19 protein-coding genes and 1 pseudogene are annotated in these 18,435 nt (G+C 62.8%); 13 read left to right on the top strand and 7 right to left on the bottom strand.

From position 1 onward, the window contains the following. Positions 1-91 precede the first annotated feature (91 nt). On the top strand, positions 92-526 hold the full coding sequence (locus tag DCN14_RS25050; RefSeq protein ID WP_096503331.1) for an NfeD family protein: 435 nt from the start codon (positions 92-94) through the stop codon (positions 524-526). 33 nt (positions 527-559) lie between these two features. Further along, positions 560-1,495, top strand: coding sequence for an SPFH domain-containing protein (locus DCN14_RS25045; protein ID WP_096503329.1), 936 nt, complete (start codon positions 560-562; stop codon positions 1,493-1,495). A 104-nt stretch (positions 1,496-1,599) separates the two neighbouring features. Here the strand turns inward: DCN14_RS25045 and smpB are convergent, their stop codons facing one another. Next, on the bottom strand, positions 1,600-2,046 hold the full coding sequence (gene smpB / locus DCN14_RS25040) for an SsrA-binding protein SmpB (RefSeq protein WP_096503327.1): 447 nt from the start codon (positions 2,044-2,046) through the stop codon (positions 1,600-1,602). 98 nt (positions 2,047-2,144) lie between these two features. On the opposite strand from smpB, the gene DCN14_RS25035 reads away from it, so the two are divergent. Beyond that, entirely contained in the window at positions 2,145-2,582 is a 438-nt protein-coding gene (locus DCN14_RS25035) for a type II toxin-antitoxin system RatA family toxin (RefSeq protein WP_014896752.1), read from the top strand. A 4-nt stretch (positions 2,583-2,586) separates the two neighbouring features. Further along, the gene (locus DCN14_RS25030; protein WP_096503325.1) at positions 2,587-2,910 is read left to right on the top strand and encodes an RnfH family protein; all 324 of its coding nucleotides are present in this window, start codon (positions 2,587-2,589) and stop codon (positions 2,908-2,910) included. Between the two features lie 60 nt (positions 2,911-2,970). Here DCN14_RS25030 and DCN14_RS25025 read toward each other — a convergent pair whose 3' ends face one another. The 3 genes from DCN14_RS25025 to DCN14_RS25015 all read right to left on the bottom strand — a co-directional run bounded on the left by DCN14_RS25025 (position 2,971) and on the right by DCN14_RS25015 (position 6,053). After that, entirely contained in the window at positions 2,971-3,939 is a 969-nt protein-coding gene (locus DCN14_RS25025) for a DMT family transporter (RefSeq protein ID WP_096503323.1), read from the bottom strand. 178 nt (positions 3,940-4,117) lie between these two features. Then, on the bottom strand, positions 4,118-4,801 hold the full coding sequence (locus DCN14_RS25020) for a PQQ-binding-like beta-propeller repeat protein (RefSeq protein WP_096503375.1): 684 nt from the start codon (positions 4,799-4,801) through the stop codon (positions 4,118-4,120). Between the two features lie 31 nt (positions 4,802-4,832). Then, positions 4,833-6,053 carry a helix-turn-helix domain-containing protein gene (locus tag DCN14_RS25015; protein ID WP_096503321.1) on the bottom strand — a complete coding sequence of 407 codons (1,221 nt, stop codon included), beginning with the start codon at positions 6,051-6,053 and terminating at the stop codon, positions 4,833-4,835. Between the two features lie 120 nt (positions 6,054-6,173). Here DCN14_RS25015 and DCN14_RS25010 point away from each other — a divergent pair, with 120 nt between their 5' ends. The 6 genes from DCN14_RS25010 (at position 6,174) to DCN14_RS24985 (ending at position 13,374) form a co-directional block, all read left to right on the top strand. After that, the gene (locus tag DCN14_RS25010; RefSeq protein WP_096503319.1) at positions 6,174-6,938 is read left to right on the top strand and encodes a DUF899 domain-containing protein; all 765 of its coding nucleotides are present in this window, start codon (positions 6,174-6,176) and stop codon (positions 6,936-6,938) included. A 29-nt stretch (positions 6,939-6,967) separates the two neighbouring features. Beyond that, the gene (locus DCN14_RS25005; RefSeq protein ID WP_096503317.1) at positions 6,968-7,807 is read left to right on the top strand and encodes a DUF2182 domain-containing protein; all 840 of its coding nucleotides are present in this window, start codon (positions 6,968-6,970) and stop codon (positions 7,805-7,807) included. A gap of 263 nt (positions 7,808-8,070) precedes the next feature. After that, a complete protein-coding gene (gene guaB, locus DCN14_RS25000; protein WP_096503315.1) occupies positions 8,071-9,531 on the top strand; it encodes an IMP dehydrogenase in 1,461 nt (486 codons plus the stop codon). Positions 9,532-9,537: 6 nt separating this feature from the next. Beyond that, positions 9,538-10,128 carry a hypothetical protein gene (locus DCN14_RS24995; RefSeq protein WP_096503313.1) on the top strand — a complete coding sequence of 197 codons (591 nt, stop codon included), beginning with the start codon at positions 9,538-9,540 and terminating at the stop codon, positions 10,126-10,128. A gap of 107 nt (positions 10,129-10,235) precedes the next feature. Continuing rightward, the gene (gene guaA, locus DCN14_RS24990) at positions 10,236-11,855 is read left to right on the top strand and encodes a glutamine-hydrolyzing GMP synthase (RefSeq protein ID WP_096503311.1); all 1,620 of its coding nucleotides are present in this window, start codon (positions 10,236-10,238) and stop codon (positions 11,853-11,855) included. A gap of 307 nt (positions 11,856-12,162) precedes the next feature. Next, positions 12,163-13,374, top strand: a complete 1,212-nt coding sequence (locus DCN14_RS24985) for a site-specific integrase (RefSeq protein WP_096503309.1) — start codon at positions 12,163-12,165, stop codon at positions 13,372-13,374. Positions 13,375-14,265: 891 nt separating this feature from the next. On the opposite strand, the pseudogene DCN14_RS24975 reads toward DCN14_RS24985, so the two are convergent. Then, positions 14,266-14,670 (bottom strand): annotated as a pseudogene (locus tag DCN14_RS24975) (tyrosine-type recombinase/integrase); the annotation flags it as partial. A 79-nt stretch (positions 14,671-14,749) separates the two neighbouring features. Between DCN14_RS24975 and DCN14_RS38100 the strand changes: the two are divergent. Then, the gene (locus DCN14_RS38100; RefSeq protein WP_143331663.1) at positions 14,750-15,979 is read left to right on the top strand and encodes a hypothetical protein; all 1,230 of its coding nucleotides are present in this window, start codon (positions 14,750-14,752) and stop codon (positions 15,977-15,979) included. Between the two features lie 220 nt (positions 15,980-16,199). Next, a complete protein-coding gene (locus DCN14_RS24965) occupies positions 16,200-16,727 on the top strand; it encodes a GIY-YIG nuclease family protein (RefSeq protein ID WP_096503303.1) in 528 nt (175 codons plus the stop codon). A gap of 66 nt (positions 16,728-16,793) precedes the next feature. Here the strand turns inward: DCN14_RS24965 and DCN14_RS24960 are convergent, their stop codons facing one another. Together DCN14_RS24960 and DCN14_RS24955 are read right to left on the bottom strand one after the other, a co-directional pair. Beyond that, entirely contained in the window at positions 16,794-17,036 is a 243-nt protein-coding gene (locus DCN14_RS24960; RefSeq protein ID WP_096503301.1) for an AlpA family phage regulatory protein, read from the bottom strand. 79 nt (positions 17,037-17,115) lie between these two features. Next, positions 17,116-18,096: a LuxR family transcriptional regulator gene (locus DCN14_RS24955; RefSeq protein ID WP_240327334.1), complete on the bottom strand. Its 981-nt coding sequence runs from the start codon at positions 18,094-18,096 to the stop codon at positions 17,116-17,118. Between the two features lie 91 nt (positions 18,097-18,187). On the opposite strand from DCN14_RS24955, the gene DCN14_RS24950 reads away from it, so the two are divergent. Further along, positions 18,188-18,418: a plasmid-related protein gene (locus DCN14_RS24950; RefSeq protein WP_096503297.1), complete on the top strand. Its 231-nt coding sequence runs from the start codon at positions 18,188-18,190 to the stop codon at positions 18,416-18,418. The last annotated feature ends 17 nt before the right edge of the window (positions 18,419-18,435 follow it).

Here is an 18,435-nt window from a genome sequence, read left to right as displayed (position 1 = left end):
AAATGCAAGCTTCATGCTATAAACACCCCGGTAAGCACCGGGGTGTTTTTGTTTGTCGGTATGCGTCGGGGATGTTTTTCTGGAGACCGCAATGATGTCGGGGCATCTGTTCTGGTGGATCGGGGGCGGCGTGCTGGTCGTGGCCGAATTGCTGACCGGCACGTTCTATCTGTTGATGATCGCGCTCGGCTTTCTCGCGGGCGCGTTGCTGCAGCTCGCGGGCTTCGCGCCGCATGCGCAGTTCGGCGCGGCCGCCGCGGTCGCGATCATCGCGATGGTCGTGCTGCGCCGCTCGGGGCTCGGGCGCAAGCAGAAGCGCGATACGTCGACGAATCCGGACGTCAATCTCGATATCGGCGCGACCGTCACGGTCGACGCGTGGCATGACGGCCGCGCGCGCGTGCAGTATCGCGGCGCCGACTGGGACGTCGAGCTCGCGCGCGGCGAGCGCGACGATGCGCGCGTGTATCAGGTGAGTGCCGTGCGCGGCAACTGCCTCGTCGTCGTAGCGAAACCCGCGGGCTGATCGTCCACTGATACAACAAGGAGGGAACGCTTCATGGATACGCTGGTCATCTGGGTCGTCCTGCTCGTCATCGCCATCGTGATCGTGTCGAAGACGGTGAAGATCGTGCCGCAGCAGCATGCGTGGGTGCTCGAACGTTTCGGGCGCTATCACGCGACGCTGTCGCCCGGTCTCAATATCGTGCTGCCGTTCGTCGACCGGATCGCATACCGGCACGTGCTGAAGGAAATTCCGCTCGACGTGCCGAGCCAGGTCTGCATCACGCGCGACAACACGCAGCTTCAGGTCGATGGCGTGCTGTACTTCCAGGTCACCGATCCGATGAAGGCGTCGTACGGGTCGAGCAACTTCGTGCTGGCGATCACGCAGCTCGCGCAGACGACGCTGCGCTCGGTGGTTGGCAAGCTCGAGCTCGACAAGACCTTCGAGGAGCGCGACTTCATCAACCACAACATCGTGTCGGCGCTCGACCAGGCCGCGGCGAACTGGGGCGTGAAGGTGCTGCGCTACGAAATCAAGGACCTGACGCCGCCGAAGGAGATCCTGCACGCGATGCAGGCGCAGATCACCGCCGAGCGCGAAAAGCGTGCGCTGATCGCCGCCTCCGAGGGCCGCAAGCAGGAGCAGATCAACCTCGCGTCGGGCGCGCGCGAGGCGGCGATCCAGAAGTCGGAAGGCGAGCGGCAGGCCGCGATCAACCAGGCACAGGGCGAGGCGGCCGCGATTCTCGCGGTTGCCGAGGCAAACGCGCAGGCGATCCAGAAAATCGCGCTGGCGATCCAGTCGCAAGGCGGGATGGACGCCGTGAACCTGAAGGTCGCCGAGCAGTATGTCGGCGCGTTCTCGAACCTCGCGAAGCAGGGCAATACGCTGATCGTGCCGTCGAACCTGTCGGATCTGGGCACGGCGATCGCATCGGCGCTGACGATCGTGAAGAGCGCGGCACCGGCCGCGGGCGGCAAGGGCTGAGCGTGCGCCGAACGCACGGCGATCGGCTCCGGCGCCTCATACCGTAGAAAGCAACACGGCCCGCGTCGAGCGGGCCGTGTCGTTTGCGATGCAGGCTGGGCGAATCAGGTGCCGGCGTGCATGATGCGGGCCTTTTCGCGTTCCCAGTCGCGTTTCTTCTCGGTTTCGCGCTTGTCGTGCAGCTTCTTGCCCTTCGCGAGCGCGATGTCGCATTTCACGCGACCGCCCTTGTAGTGGAAGTTCAGCGGTACGAGCGTGTAGCCGCGCTGCTCGACCTTGCCGATCAGTTTCTTGATTTCCTCGCGGTGCAGCAGCAGCTTGCGCGTGCGGACCGGATCGGGGGTGATGTGCGTCGAGGCTTCGGGCAGCGGGCTGATATGGGTACCGATCAGGAAGATCTCGGCGTTCTTGACGACGACGTAACCTTCCTTGATCTGGCCGCGGCCGGCGCGCAGCGCCTTGACTTCCCAGCCCTCCAGCACGAGCCCCGCCTCGTAGCGTTCCTCGATGTGATAATCGAAGTGCGCTTTCCTGTTGTCGATGATGCTCATGAAAGGATCGGGCCAACTCGTTTAAAATCACGATTTTAGCAAAGCGGGGCGGCAATCGCCCGGCTTGCGTTCTCACTTAAGGCGATGCCGCGCGATTTATGGCAGATGTCCAGAAAACCGTATTGATCCGCCACTCGGCGGAACAGATGTTCGACCTCGTCACCGACGTGGCCGACTACCCCAATTTCCTGCCGTGGTGCGGCGGCGTCGAAGTCCGTCGTCAGGACGACAGCGGGATGGAGGCGCGCATCGATATCAACTTCAAGGGCATCAAGCAGCATTTCGCGACGCGCAACACGCAGCAGCGTCCGACGCGGATCGACATGGAGTTCGCGGACGGCCCGTTCAAGAAGTTCACGGGCTCGTGGCGCTTCATCCCGCTGCGCGCCGACGCGTGCAAGATCGAATTCGCGCTGCACTACGAGTTCTCCAGCATCCTGCTCGAGAAGATCATCGGGCCCGTGTTCAGCCATATCGCGAACACGTTCGTCGATTCGTTCGTCAAGCGCGCCGACCAGCGCTACGGGAAGGGGTGACGCGATGCTGTCGATCGAAGTCTGCTACGCGCTGCCGGATCGCCAGACGCTGATTCCCGTGTCGCTGCCCGACGGCGCGACCGTGCGCGAGGCGATCGACGCGAGCGGCGTGCTCGCGCGGCACCCGGAGATCGATCTCGCGCATGCGAAGACCGGCGTGTTCGGCAAGCTCGCATCGCTCGACGCGCCGCTCGTCGACCACGATCGCGTCGAGATCTACCGCCCGCTGATTGTCGATCCGAAGCTCGCGCGCCAGCGGCGCGTCGACAAGACCCGTCGCGAAGGCTCCATCGAGGGCCGCAAGTGGATGCACAAGGACGCGCGCTGACGCGTGCCGCTCCATCCGCCTTCTGTTCCCCGATTCATCAGACAAGACGCGCGGCCGCGCTCAGTGGGCCGCGCTGTTCGCGCTCGCGGCCGCGCCGCCGGCGTGCGTGTCGCTGTGCCGGCGCACCGACCCGTAGACGCCCGCCAGCAGCAGCGCGAGCGCCGCGATCTCGAGCGTGCGCGGCATCCGGTGGTCGTAGACGAACGCGTAGAGCATCGCGAACACGGTTTCGAACACGATCAACTGGCCCGACAGCGTGAGCGGCAACCGCTTCGACGCTGCGTTCCACAATCCGTTGCCGAGCCACGACGCGCCGATCGCGAGCGCGAGGTTCAGCCCCCAGAACAACTGCCAGCGCGACGCCGGGACGGCCGCCTGCACCGTGCCGGACGGCAGCGCGAGGATCGCGACCCAGCAGAGGCCGCCGATCAGCCCCGTCACGACACCCCACAGCACCGACCACTCGTTGCCGCTGAAATGATGGTGGCGCTGCAGGTAGCGCGCGTTCGCGACGGCGTACCAGGTCCAGCTCGCGAGCGCGCCGCTTGCGCACGCGATGCCGGCGAGCTTCTGGCTGAGCGTCGTCGCCTGCGCGGCTTCCGACGTGAAGAGGTCGATGTTGATGCAGACGATGCCGGCGATCACCAGCGCGAGCGGGGCGGCGAGGCGCCGCAGCGGGACCGCGCCGTGGTCGCCGAGGCCCACGAGCGTGACGGTCACGGGCAGCACGCCGATGATCAGCGACGTGGGGGCGATGCCGATCAGGTGCACGGCGGTGGACAGCAGCATGTAGTACGCGAGATTGCCGATCAGCGCGAGCGTCGCGAGCGCGACGAGATCCTCGCGGGTCAATCGCGCGAGCAGCGAACGGGCCGCGGGCAGCGCGGCCGCCAGCGACACGAGGCCGTACATGGCATAGCGGCCGGCGCTCAGCAGCAGCGGCGAGAAATCGGTCATCAGGCGCGGAACGAGAAATACCATGCCCCACAACGCGCCTGCGAGGACGCCATACACTACACCGCGCTGCATCGACTGCTCCGAACAAAATGACTGACGAGCGCGCATCTTAACGATGCAGGCGCGACCGCGTCTTGTTCATTCCTGCACTTCTGCACTCGGGATGGAGCGGGATGCCGAGGTTGCCGCGATCCGGTCCTGTTTGCCGGCGGATCGCGGCGGGTCGGGTTGCCTGCAGGCGATCAGCGGATCAGCGCTCGACCGGTTCGGCCGTCGTCGCATCGTCATCGGCCGCGCGTGCATGCGCGGGGCGCCGCACGGTGCGCAGCTTGCGGCTGTTGCCGCCGCCGCAGAAGAACGTGTCGCGGCCGTCGGATTCCAGCCCCGACACGCCGATGCCGGGCGGCATGTCGACCTGTTCGAGTACCTGTCCCGTGTGCGGGTCGATCCGTCGCAGCTCGCCCTGGTCGGCTTCCCACGTGCCGTGCCATAGCTCGCCGTCGACCCACGTCACGCCGGTGACGAAGCGGTTCGATTCGATCGTGCGCAGCACGGCGCCCGATTGCGGATCCACCTGATGAATCTTGCGCTCGCGGTACTGGCCGACCCACAGTGTGCCTTCCGCCCACGCGAGCCCGGAATCGGCGCCGCCGCCGGGCGCGGGAATCGTCGCGAGCACGCGGCCCGAGTCCGGATCGATCTTCTCGATGCGGTCCTCGACGATCTGGAACAGGTAGCGGCCGTCGAACGCCGTGCCGGCATGCGCGGCGACGTCGAGCGTGCGTACGGTCGTGCCGCGTTCCGGATCGAGCGCGTTCAGCTTGTCGCCGGACGCGAACCATACGTGCTGCCCGTCGAACGTGACGCCGTGCACGCCGTCGCCGCCGGGGAACGGGCCGTATTCGCGAATGATGTCTGCGGTGGAGCGTTTCATGTCTGTCACCTCGTCGTTCGGTGCACCCATCCTAGTCTCCCGGCAGCGGCATAGGGAGTAACAAGGTCGTCGCGAATCCGGGCAGCGGCGGCGTCATCCAGCGGCGTGCGCGACCGCGGCCGAGCGCCTGTATCTTGCCCGCGCCGGCCAGTGCATCGAGCGCGCGCTGCACGGTGCGCTGGTTCGCGCCGAGTGCGAGCGCCAGCGCCGAGCTCGACCACGCTTCGCCGTCCGCGAGCAGCGCGAGCACGGCTGCGTGGCGGTCGTCGACCGGGCGCGCGAGCACGACGGTCTCGCGTCCGCCGAGCGGCTCGAGCGCGAAGCCGTCAGGTGTCGCGGTGATGTTCGCGAACGGTCGCAGCATGGCGCGCAGCCGGCCGATCTCGACACGCAGCCGTGCGCGATGCGATTCGTCCGCGTGCTTCGCACGAAACGCCGCGGCGACGAGCGCGTGTCTCGATACGTCGGCAGGCCACGCTTCGCCCAGTGCACGGGCGAGCACGAACAGCACCGGGCGGCGGGCGAGCGACACGGTCGTGCGCGCGTCGCGCACCGTGTAACGGCATGCATCGACGATCAGCGTGTTCGATTCCAGCAGCGCCTCGACCTCGTCGAGCAGCACGAGCCGCGATGTGCCGTGCGCGATGAGTCGCGCGGCCGGCGTATCGAGCACGCGCGCGGCGGTGTCGACTTCGGCCGTCAGCGCGGCGATGCCGGCGTCGTGCGCGGCTGCGCTGGCTCGATGGAGCGCCTCGCGGGCCGCGTGCGGGCGGATGCGGCGCATCGCGATGCCGGCCGCGATCAGTTCATGGGCGGCGCGCGACGCGGCCGGCAGCGGCGCGGGATCGAGGCTCGCGAGCCGCCGCTCGGCGTCGTCGATGTGCCCGATCAGCAGCAGCCGGCGCACGCCGAGATAGCGCGCGTGTGCGGCGTTCGTGCGGTCGCCGTGCGCGTCGAGTGTCGCGCATGCGGCGTCGAGTGCGTGCGACGGCCAGCCGAGGTCGCGCGACGCCAGCGCGATCTCGGCTTCCGCGACGATGCAGCGTGCCCGCGCGACGGCTTCCTTCGCACCGAATGCACGTGCCGCGCCGCGCACGAGCGTGCGCGCGCGTTCGAAATCGCCGAGCTGCGCCATCGCGATGCCGCGCAGTGCGAGCGCCGGCGCATCGTCGCGCAGCGCAACGCGGTTCAGCGCGCCGAGCGGGTCGCCTGCCGCGAGCGCGCGGGCTGCCGCCGTAATCAGCGAATCCATCCGAATCCCGACACAGTTGTCACTCCCTGCGATCCGATGCCCGGTCCTAATCTAACACCACGTACACGGCTCGATGTGCCGTGCCCGGATACCTGTCGGATGTCGAAAGGAGAACCCAGGATGACGAACCATCTCGCCGGAACGCGCGCCGAATGGCTGGCGGCGCGCAGGGCGCTGCTCGAGGCTGAAAAGGCGTTGACGCGGCAAAGCGACGAACTCGCGCGGCAGCGCCGGGCACTGCCGTGGGTACGTGTCGACAAGACCTACCGGTTCGACACCGAGGACGGGCAGGCGACGCTCGCCGACCTGTTCGACGGCCGCTCGCAACTGCTCGTCTATCACTTCATGTTCGGCCCCGACTACAAGGCGGGTTGCCCGTCGTGCTCGGCGCTGGCCGACGGCTTCGACGGCTTTGCGATCCATCTCGCGAACCATGACGTGACGCTCGCGGCGGTGTCGCGCGCGCCGCTCGCGAAGCTGCTTGCGTACCGGCAGCGGATGGGATGGACGTTCCCGTGGGTGTCGTCGGTCGGCAACGATTTCAACTTCGACTTCAACGTGTCGTTCACCGAAACGCAGCAGCGCACGGGCGACGTCGAATACAACTATGCGCGCGCCGCGCATGCGATGGACATGGAGCCGCCACCGGCCGCCGTCGCGCAGTTCGCGGCGACCTGCGGCACCGACGCGGCCACGTACTCGCTCGACCGGCCGGGGATGAGCGCGTTCGTGCGCGAAGGGGGTGTCGTCCACCACACGTATTCGACCTATGCGCGCGGGCTCGACGGGCTGTGGGGGATGTACCAGTGGCTCGATCGCGCGCCGCTCGGGCGCAACGAGACGGGCCCGTGGTGGCGTCGTCACGACGAGTACGCGCGCGGTTGAGCGTAGGGCGGCGACCACCGGGGGCGGCGATGATGCGAGCGACGAAGCCGGCTGCGACGGGCGCGACAGACGCAGGCTGGCGGGTGTTCGGTACCGTGCTCGCCGGGGTGTTCGCCGTCGCCGTGTGGGCGATGCTCGCGCAGCATGCGTCGATGGACGCGATGGACGCGATGGGCGGCATGCCGGTGCCAGGCGGCCGGGCATTGTCGGCGGGATGGGCGAGGCCGTGCGGATGGAGCGCGGGGCGCGCTTTCGCGGCGTTTGTCGGCATGTGGGGCGCGATGACGGTGGCGATGATGCTGCCGGTGCTGGCGCCGGTGCTCTGGCGGTATCGACAGCGCATTCGTGCGATGACATCGGCCCGCGGCGCATGGCTCGTCGCGATTTCGGGCGCCGGGTACTTTTCGGTGTGGATGGCGGTTGGCGCGGCGGTGTTTCCCGCTGGCGACGCGTTGGCGGTTGCCGCGCGGCGACTGCCTTCGCTCGCGGTTGCGATGCCGTTCGCCGCCGGCGCGGTCGTGCTCGGTGCGGGTGTGCTGCAGTTTTCGGCATGGAAAGCGCGTCGGCTCGCGTGCTGTCGGCATGCGCCGGTTGCCGGATGTGCCGGGCGGCCGGGTGCCGGCGCCGCGTGGCGGCATGGCGTGCGGGCCGCGCTGCGCTGCGGCACCTGCTGCGGGAACCTGATGGTCGCGGCACTGGCGACGGGCGGGATGGATCTGCGGGTAATGGCCGCCGTGACGGTGGCGATCGCCGCCGAGCGGCTGGTACCGGCCGGCGGCGAACGCGCGGTGCGAGCGATCGTCGGCGGTGCCGCGATCGGCGCCGGAATCATGATGGTCATGTGTGCGGCCGGGCTGGCTCAGGGTTAGGGCGGTTGTGCGGCGCCGCAAGGCCGGCGGATGCGTTGTCGCCAACGCCGCATGGGCCGCCGGCGGCATGAAATCGGCCCGGTGGCGGCCGGTTGTGCGAATGGGGCGACGCCGGGGTGAAACGAAAGACGATCGAAAACGAACCGAACGGCGATCCGAACGATTCGGCCCCCGAACACTGGAAAACGGCTAACCCGTTGTTCGTGTTGTGAAAATTCGCAGCGCTTCGCGTATAATTCGCTTTTGCGCCCATAGGATTTGCCATGCGTCTGATCCAAAAAGCACTCACTTTCGATGACGTGCTCCTCGTTCCCGCCTTTTCCGACGTTCTCCCGCGCGACACCAGCCTGAAAACCAAGCTGACCCGCAACATCTCCCTGAACATGCCGCTCGTGTCCGCCGCGATGGACACGGTCACCGAAGGTCGCCTCGCGATCGCGATGGCGCAGCAGGGCGGTGTGGGTATCGTCCACAAGAACCTCACGCCGGCCGAGCAGGCCCGCGAGGTCGCGAAGGTCAAGCGTTTCGAATCGGGCGTCGTCCGCGACCCGATCACGGTCCCGCCGCAGATGAAGGTGCGCGACGTGATCGCGCTGTCGCGCCAGCATGGCATCTCGGGCTTCCCGGTCGTCGAAGGCCCGCAGCTCGTCGGTATCGTCACGAACCGCGACCTGCGTTTCGAAACGCGTCTCGACGAACCCATCAGGTCGATCATGACGCCGCGCGATCGTCTCGTCACGGTCAAGGAAGGCACGCCGCTCGCCGAAGCGAAGGCGCTGATGCATAGCCACCGCCTCGAGCGCGTGCTGGTCGTCAACGAGGCGTTCGAACTGCGCGGCCTGATGACCGTCAAGGACATCACCAAGCAAACCGAGCACCCGGACGCGTGCAAGGACGAACACGGCAAGCTGCGCGCAGGCGCGGCAGTCGGCGTCGGCCCCGACAACGAAGAGCGTGTCGAGCTGCTCGTGCAGGCAGGCGTCGACGTGATCGTCGTCGACACCGCGCACGGCCACAGCAAGGGCGTGCTCGAGCGCGTGCGCTGGGTCAAGCAGAACTTCCCGCACGTCGAAGTGATCGGCGGCAACATCGCAACGGCCGCCGCCGCGAAGGCGCTCGTCGAATACGGCGCGGACGCGGTCAAGGTCGGTATCGGCCCGGGCTCGATCTGCACGACGCGGATCGTCGCGGGCGTCGGCGTGCCGCAGATCAGCGCGATCGCGAACGTTTCGGAAGCGCTGAAGGGCACCGGCGTGCCGTGCATCGCCGACGGCGGCGTGCGTTTCTCGGGCGACGTGTCGAAGGCTCTCGCGGCCGGCGCGAACGCGGTGATGATGGGCAGCATGCTCGCGGGCACCGAAGAGGCGCCGGGCGACGTGTTCCTGTACCAGGGCCGTCAATACAAGTCGTACCGCGGCATGGGTTCGGTCGGCGCGATGAAGGACGGCGCGGCAGACCGCTACTTCCAGGACAACTCCGCGAACATCGACAAGCTCGTGCCGGAAGGCATCGAAGGCCGCGTCGCCTACAAGGGCTCGGTCAACGCGATCCTGTTCCAGCTGGTCGGTGGCGTGCGCGCGAGCATGGGCTACTGCGGCTGCAAGACGATCGACGAGCTGCACGACAAGGCCGAATTCGTCCAGATCACCGCGGCGGGCATGCGCGAGTCGCACGTGCACGACGTGCAGATCACGAAGGAAGCACCGAACTACCACGTGGACTGATTGCCGATGAAACCGCTGCTGCGAGCCGTGCTGATCATCGATGCCGTGCTGCTGCTGGCGTTCGGCGTGCTGTTCGTGCTGACGCCCTGGCAGGCGCTTTTCAACGCGCTGCAGCTCGCGAACATCCAGCCGGCGATGCTTGGCCAGGCGTTCGGCATCGCGCTGCTCGGGCTCGCGTGGCTCGCGTTTCACGCGGCGGTCAACGGCGAACTCACGGCGCCGGTCGCGCGGGCGGTCGGCCATGTGAACTGGCTGATCGGCGTGCTGACGGTCGTGTGGTCGATCGGCACCGGTAACGGTCCCGCGCTCGCTGCTGCCGGCAGGGTGCTGTCGGCGGTGGCCGGCGTCGCGCTGATCGTGCTCGGCCTCGGCGGCGTGCGGCTCGCATCGGCCGTGCGCCGGCGCGAGAAAACGCAGGCGCTCGAGGCGCGGGTCGCGAAGGGGCCGGTCGAGCCGGCGCCTGTGCCGCAGCGTGTCGAGCCGGTCGTCAGCCGTCCCGAGGCGCCTGCGGCGCCGGCCGCGTCAGGCACGTCGGCCGCATCCGATCGCGCGTCAGGCAGCGTCGCATTCGACGCGCGCCCGCCGTCGCAGGATTGACCTGCGATGCGTCGCGCGAGCCGCCTGCCGCCCGACGCCGCTGTCCATGCTTTTGACGCAGCGCTTCATGCGCTGCTTTTCTTATTCTCTTCATCCCGTCCGCAGCCATGCACGACAAAATCCTGATTCTCGACTTCGGTTCGCAAGTCACCCAACTGATCGCGCGCCGCGTGCGCGAAGCGCACGTCTACTGCGAGATCCACCCGAACGACGTGTCCGACGACTTCGTCCGCGAGTTCGCGCCGAAGGCAGTGATCCTGTCGGGCAGCCACGCGAGCACGTACGAAGACCATCAACTGCGCGCGCCGCAGGCCGTGTGGGATCTCGGCGTGCCGGTGCTCGGCATTTGCTACGGCATGCAGACGATGGCCGTGCAGCTCGGCGGCAAGGTCGAGTGGAGCGATCATCGCGAGTTCGGCTACGCGGAAATGCGTGCGCACGGCCATACGCGCCTGCTCGACGGCATCGAGGATTTCACGACGGACGAAGGCCACGGCATGCTGAAGGTCTGGATGAGCCACGGCGACAAGGTTGCCGAGCTGCCGCCGGGCTTCGCGCTGATGGCGTCGACGCCGAGCTGCCCGATCGCCGGCATGGCCGACGAGGCGCGCGGCTACTACGCGGTGCAGTTCCACCCGGAAGTCACGCACACGGTGAAGGGCCGCGAGATCATCGAACGCTTCGTGCTGAAGATCGCCGGCGCGAAGCCCGACTGGATCATGAAGAACCACATCGAGGAAGCCGTCGCGAAGATTCGCGAGCAGGTCGGTGACGAGGAAGTGATTCTCGGCCTGTCCGGCGGTGTCGACTCGAGCGTGGCCGCCGCGCTGATCCATCGCGCGATCGGCGACCAGCTGACCTGCGTGTTCGTCGACCACGGCCTGCTGCGCCTGAACGAAGGCAAGATGGTGCTCGACATGTTCGAGGGCCGCCTGCATGCGAAGGTCGTGCACGTCGACGCATCCGAGCAGTTCCTCGGCCACCTGGCCGGCGTGACCGATCCGGAAGCGAAGCGCAAGATCATCGGCCGCGAATTCGTCGAGGTGTTCCAGGCCGAGGCCCAGAAGCTGTCGAAGGCGAAGTGGCTCGCACAGGGCACGATCTATCCGGACGTCGTCGAATCGGGTGGCACGAAGACGAAGAAGGCGACGACGATCAAGAGCCACCACAACGTCGGCGGCCTGCCGGAAACGCTCGGCCTGAAGCTGCTCGAGCCGCTGCGCGACCTGTTCAAGGACGAAGTGCGCGAACTCGGCGTCGCGCTCGGCCTGCCGCCGGAGATGGTGTACCGCCATCCGTTCCCGGGCCCGGGCCTCGGCGTGCGGATTCTCGGCGAAGTGAAGCGCGAATACGCGGATCTGCTGCGCCGTGCCGACGCGATCTTCATCGAGGAACTGCGCGGCACGACCGCCACCGCACAGGATGCGGCAGCGGGCCTGTGCGGCGAGGCCGACGTCGGCAAGACCTGGTACGACCTGACGAGCCAGGCGTTCGCGGTGTTCCTGCCGGTGAAGTCGGTCGGCGTGATGGGCGATGGCCGTACGTACGACTACGTGACGTCGCTGCGCGCGGTGCAGACCACCGACTTCATGACCGCGCACTGGGCGCACCTGCCGTACGCGCTGCTCGGCCGTGCGTCGAACCGGATCATCAACGAGGTGCGCGGGATCAACCGTGTGGTGTACGACATCTCGGGGAAGCCGCCGGCGACGATCGAGTGGGAATGATCCGGCGTCCGGCACCGGCCGGCATCCGTTGGCAGTAAAACACACCTAAGCCCGCGATTTTGCGGGCTTTTTTGCATTCCTGTCTGGCAATGGCCGGTACCTTCCGGCACCCTCAAGCACGTTTTCCTTATGGTATGAACGATGGTATCGTTTCTGCGTGATTCCATGACGTGCTACCGATACCATGCGCCTGCCTTGCGGCGCATCATGGTATTGATTCTGGATAACACATTGATTTTTCGTGTTTTTCATCCAGAATTGGACGGTCCTCAGATCATGGTATTTGTACCGAATCTGAACACCGATCATGCTGACCGATACCAAGCTGCGCAACCTCAAGCCGAAGGACAAGCTGTACAAGGTGAACGACCGCGATGGCCTCTATGTTGCCGTCACGGCTGCCGGAGCTATCTCGTTTCGTTATAACTACTCGATCCACGGCCGGCAGGAGACCATCACGTTTGGCCGGTACGCAGTCGGGGGCATTACCCTTTCGGAGGCGCGCGAGCGTCTTGGTGAGGCCAAGAAGATGATTGCGGCTGGAAAGTCGCCGGCCAAGGAGAAGGCGCGGGACAAGGCCCGCATCAAGGATGCGGAGACTTTCGACGCCTGGGCGGAAAAATGGCTGCGTGGGTACCAGATGGCTGACTCCACGCGGGACATGCGGCGTTCAGTCTACGAGCGCGAGCTGAAGCCCAAATTTGGTAGCCAGAAGTTGGCGGAGATTACGCATGAAGACCTGCGGATGCTAACCGACGCCATCGTGGAGCGCGGTGCTCCGGCAACCGCAGTGCATGCTCGCGAGGTGGTATTGCAGGTCTTTCGCTGGGCTGTCGAACGCGGGCAGAAGGTCGAGAACCCGGCAGAACTGGTGCGCCCAACGTCCATCGCCAAGTTTGAGCCGCGCGATCGTGCGCTGACACCCGAAGAAATCGGATTGATGTACCAGTACATGGAGCGCATCGGCACGACGCCATCGATCCGGGCAGCCGCCAAGCTGCTGCTGCTGACGATGGTGCGCAAGAGCGAGCTGACCAACGCGACCTGGAGCGAGATCAGTTTCAGTGACGCGCTTTGGACGGTTCCGAAGGAGCGAATGAAGCGGCGCAATCCGCATCTGGTGTTCCTGTCCCGGCAGGCGCTGGATATCTTCATTGCCCTCAAAACCTTTGCTGGTGGCTCGGACTACGTGCTGCCGTCGCGATATGACTCGGACTTGCCCATGAGCAGCGCCACGCTCAACCAGGTGCTGACGCTGACATACCGGCTGGCGCAGAATGAGGGGAAGTCGCTCGCCAAGTTCGGGCCACATGACTTGCGGCGAACGGCCAGCACGCTGCTGCATGAGGCCGGCTACAACACGGACTGGATTGAAAAGTGCTTGGCGCACGAGCAGAGGGGCGTCAGGGCCGTCTACAACAAGGCTGAGTATCGAGAGCAGCGCACGGCGATGTTGCAGGATTGGGCGGACATGATCGACGAATGGACGCTAAAGCAGCCAAAGGAGCTAGCCAGTTGAAATCTGCGGTTAGATGTATAGGCCGAGACCTGACCAGTCAGTCAACGTCAGATTAGGTCTCGGACAATACGACCGCTCGTAGCCGATCGACCCGTTGCCGACGCTCGCTCAAATCTCAGGCTCAGGCAGGTTCCGGAGGTATAACGGCCATTCAACCGGTCTGCGGGGCTGCCTCGGTAGGGACCAAAGCCGACCAACATGCATGAACGCCTCGTAGCAAATCACACGAGTATCTGAGCGGTAAATCCCCTATCCCAAAGACACAACCAGGTTGAGAAAGACAGCTAGGGCTATCATCGCCGCGAAAGGAAAAAACACTGATATGATGCGATGCTGGGGGATGTTTCGGCGCGAAAATTGAGGCGATGTCAAAGTCACGGAGTCGGAAATGATTAGCGTCAAAATATCACTGAATTTTAGAGTGGCCACTAACCGCAACGGGGATTTTCGATGACAATTAATAGCACCACGGCAGAGAAGCTGGCGAATTTGAATGTCAACCTGGAGATTACTGCCAACTCTGGATTTACTTCGACCACTGTCGAGAAGCTTGTAAAGATCGTCACTTCCAAGAACCTTCATATAACCATTCACGCGGGAAATTACACCTCCACGTCCTTGGAAAAATTTGCGAAGATTGATGGTTCGAACGTCACGATCGTTCTGTAATCCCAGTCCATCGGTCGAAGGGTCCTGTGGCTCGGAATGCAAAGGGCCTTTGACCTTCGTCAGGCAACATGAGGCGCCGTTTCCGACTTATTTTTCCTTTCGAGACTCGTAAGCCGAACGTCTGTTTTTTTGAGGTGTAGCAGTCATTGGGCTAATCGGACAACGGAGGCGGCGAATGACGCCTCCTAGCCGGCAAGCGACCGCTCGCCGGCCGCGATGCCATCAAACCCCCGTCTGCCCTGCTATCTCGAGCGCATCGTCGACTTCGATTCCGAGATAACGAACCGTGCTTTCCAGCTTCGTGTGTCCGAGCAGCAACTGCACCTCCCGAAGGTTCTTCGTTCGCCGGTAGATCAGTGAAGCTTTTGTGCGGCGCATCGTGTGGGTTCCGTATGCGGCATCGTCAAGGCCGATCGATGCAACCCAGTGATGTACCAGCCGGGCATATTGCCGCGGTGATAGATGCGGTGACGTATGCAACCAGCTCCGGAACAGAAAATCCGCCGCCTTCAATCCTCGCGCTTCGATCCACGCTTCGCGGCTCTCACGGGTCTGTTCCGTGATTTCGAATTGCACTGGCCGCTGGGTCTTCTGCTGCATGATTGTCGCTCTGGACGCCACGCGGCTTGCAGTCCTTCTGAAAAGACTGCCTCGTGTCCGCTTCAGATGACGCATGAGACAATCGCGGCTTGGTTCCGACACTTAAATGACGCCACGTCACGCGAAAATGACAAATAACTTGCCGCGCCGTAATGCTAATAGTCCTGTAAATCCGATTGCTAGTGCTCGCGCCGCGTTCGCGCGCGATCTTGCGGGCTTTAGCAAAGCAGAGCCGGGAGCCACTGAAAATCTCGGCAAGTGGACTTGGTCTCGCCCAAGCCGAGAGGAGTTCCCTGTTCCGGAACTTTTGCTTATGTTATTGCGAAATGTGATGGGATTTCAGTGGTCCGGCCACGAGGAGAAAGTGCGATGGGCGGTGCACTTCAATTTCAATGGCGAGCTTGTGCGCATCGAACTCGCGAAGTTCGGGTTGCGGATTTGGTATCGTGAAAATAGTGATGTAAATATAAATCGAATCAAAGGTCAGTTGAAAAAAGCTTTGGGGCGGCTTGAGAAGCATTTAATGCCACTAATCGATTCTGCGATTAAAAGTGGAGATGCAACCATCGCGAATCGTTCGCATGAGTTTCGTCACCGCTATGAGTTCTTCCGCGACCGTGCGGCAGTGTCGTTCAAGAAAGCGGAGCGGCCCACTCGATCGAAATCCAAAGAGAAAAATAAGAACCTGTCACAAGGCCTAACGGCGATTATGGGGGAATTTCAACGAACGATAAAGCTGAAAAACGAAGGATTCTACTACTCGGTGGCTATGATAGATGCGTACTTTAGCTATCTTGAGCATCGTCTGACGTTGCTGCGAGCGTTCACTGGCAAGCCCATAATGGAAGGGGAATTGGAGACTATTTTAGGTGCAAAGTGGGACGAAAAGCTCAAAATGGTTATCCCGAAATCTGATGCCGGCACCTGCAGGCTAATACTGGGGCGACTTCGAGAGCTGAAAGAGAGAATTCGAAATCCGTTCGCTCACGGTGGAGTTGAGAATGATCGAGGATCCATCTTTTGCCATGTTCCCTATGTTGGCGCAATTCCTGGCAATTTAAGTAGAACAAGGAACAGTGCGCGCTTCGAGTTTATTCCTGTCGATACTGACGACCACGCATCGGCGTGTAAGCTGTTCGACGAGGTTGATGCGCTTCTCTGCGCGGCGAGCATGACTATCCCGAGTGCTCTCGCTGACGGGGGAGTCAACCCCGCGTGGGACAAAGACAGTTTGCGAGAATATGCAGCCTTAAACGAATCGACCAGCCAAGATGTTGAGGAATACATTTCACACTGGAACGATGTTCAGGATATGCACGATAATATGGATTATTAAGCATGATTGGACGCGAAAAGCAATCGTTGATGACTTGGAGCAAGCTGCCGACGCGACCACGCCTTCATCAAAGAACTGAGCGTCGCTTGGTGATCATATCGGTCATTCGGACTATTGGCGTGAATGTCCCTTCATGGCCGAACTGAGTCAGCCGATCTGACGCTGCCTGTTTGATCTAGTCCAACCTTTTACAGGTTAGACTGCCAGGGAGGCCGTACCAATGGATACACACTATGTTTATTTAATTGCCTGTCGCGATGAAAGCAAGATCTACGTAAAGCTCGGTCTGACATCAAGCATTCAGCGTCGCCTGTCAAACATTCAGACCGGATGCCCACATTCGATAACGCATGCTTTCGTTGTGCGGTCCGCGTATCGGGAAGAAGTTGAGGGCCTAGAAAAGCTTCTACACGCTCTTTTAGAATCAGAGTGCCTTCGCGCAGAGTGGTACGAAGGGACGAAGAGCTTTTTTGCAACGCTTGATGCCGTGCTTTCGAGAATAAATGAAGGTGGATTCACTTACGAAGAGCTTTGGGACATGCCGGACTCCGTGAGCTCGGAGTTCGAAATCATGTTGCATCGACATGAGTTCCAGTTTTTAAGAATTCAACTACCAATTCGAAAGGGGCGCGATCCGATTGAGAGCGCTCAAAACGCGAGCCCAGCAGAGATTGCTGACCTCTTGGCGCGAGAGCTTTCGGCGCCCTTGCTGCGGGCTGGTAAGCTTGCCGTCGAACTCCAGCAATAAGTCGTGTGTTGCCCGAGCGCCGAGGCATTGGCTCGGATTTCATTGACCCTTGAGGGGCATAGCATTTTAGCCGCTAAAAGGGGAAGCAGAGCTAAAGCCAGGACGCATGGCCTGGGTGCCCGACGACTTCCGCGTTTCGATCCATTCCTCGACCTCGGCCAAGTCCCACGCGACGTTTCGGCGGGTGAGTGCAATGCGACGTGGAAACTCCCCGCGCTGCTCCATGTTGAAAATCGTGCGCTCAGACAGTGGGATCATTGCCAGTAGTTTCTTTCGGTTGATGAGCGTCTTACTTGTCGTTGCCTGCATCCCTTGGCCTCTTTCAGTCACTTGCGAACATGTGCATGATAGTGCCTGCGAATGCTGATTGTTTCGTCCTATTAGTTGGTCAAATAGGTTGACGCCGCAGGCGCGGCTTTGTGCTCAAGAAGAAGATTTCGGGTATCGATGCCAGCGCCTTCGATACCGCTTGGCGCTCGATGCCCAGCTTTCGCGCAATCTCCGACTGATTGAGTCCAGACCACTGGAGCATCAACATCTGCTTCTTGCGATCCGACAATTTCGAGTCCACCATCTGCCGCGCTTGATTGCGTAGTTCGGCTTTGTCCGCTGACTGCAAGGCCTGGCCAGCGACGTAGTGGAAGAAGTAGCTGTCAACCAGTTGATCGCCCGATTTCACTTGGGGCGTAGCCGGCTTTGCACACTGCTGGCTAAGCCTTGCAAGTTCGAGGTCGAACTGAGCGAGTGAGCGTCTCGCTTGCCTGTATGAAGGATTCCACGCGCCGCTCGGCAATTTGGGTCGGTGATTTAGGCAGTACAGGTTGCTGAGTCGAAGCCTCTCTTCTGGATCGTCGACCTTTGGGTCATCGCTTCCACCAGCGAATGAAGTCAGCTCGGCGAGTGTTCCGCAGAATCGACAAAACCCCTGATGGCGCTCGCCATTCAGGCGAGTGTCACGCACCTGCGATTTCGCTGGCCGTTTGCAGGCACAGTCCCACACGAGTTCGATTAGTGATTCCAGTGTTGCGACAAAGCGCCGATCTCTCGCGGACTGTCGATCTTCCGTGAGAACGAACGCGCGCAGCAGTTGTCGCTGCAAGCGAACCATTGCATCAAGTCCCACCAGCCGAATGATTTCGCTGAAGCGAACTCCCGTGCCGGCGCCAGGGACGTGCCCTGAATAGCGCGCTGGAAGGGTTGCCATGTAGGTGGTCACAGCGGGATCGATCAGTTCCTGTATCAATCGCGCGATGGGATAGCGCCGCGATGATGCGGAGTACGGTCGCCAGCGATCCTGAAATTGCCGGATGGCCTCTGAGACGGTGGGGTCGCAGCCTTCCCAGATGGAAATGGTTGGTTCGTTCTTCATGTCAACCATTTTGAACAATTAATAGGGTGTAGACAACCTGTAGTAGCACCTAAACTCCGTAGCAATTCAGTTGATTACGGAGGTTTACGCAATGACGATAGAAGACACGCTGTTGCAACGCTTTGGCCCACTACTAAGCATTGCGCAGCTCGCTACTGTCTTGGATCGTTCGCCCGACGGACTGCGGATCAGCCTGCGTGCAACGAACGAGTGGGCGCAGCGAATCAACACGGCCCGCTTGAAAATCGGCGGGCGCGTGTATTTCCGAACCGAAGAAATTGCCAAGTTGATTGACGGTGCTGTAGCGGAGTCGAACGCATGAATGGCTCGGCCGTGGTC

It is taken from the genome of Burkholderia sp. IDO3 (assembly GCF_003366075.1).
Taxonomy (GTDB): domain Bacteria; phylum Pseudomonadota; class Gammaproteobacteria; order Burkholderiales; family Burkholderiaceae; genus Burkholderia; species Burkholderia anthina.
Note: the sequence above shows the minus strand (reverse complement) of the source record. Positions and strands in the feature narration are given on the sequence as shown.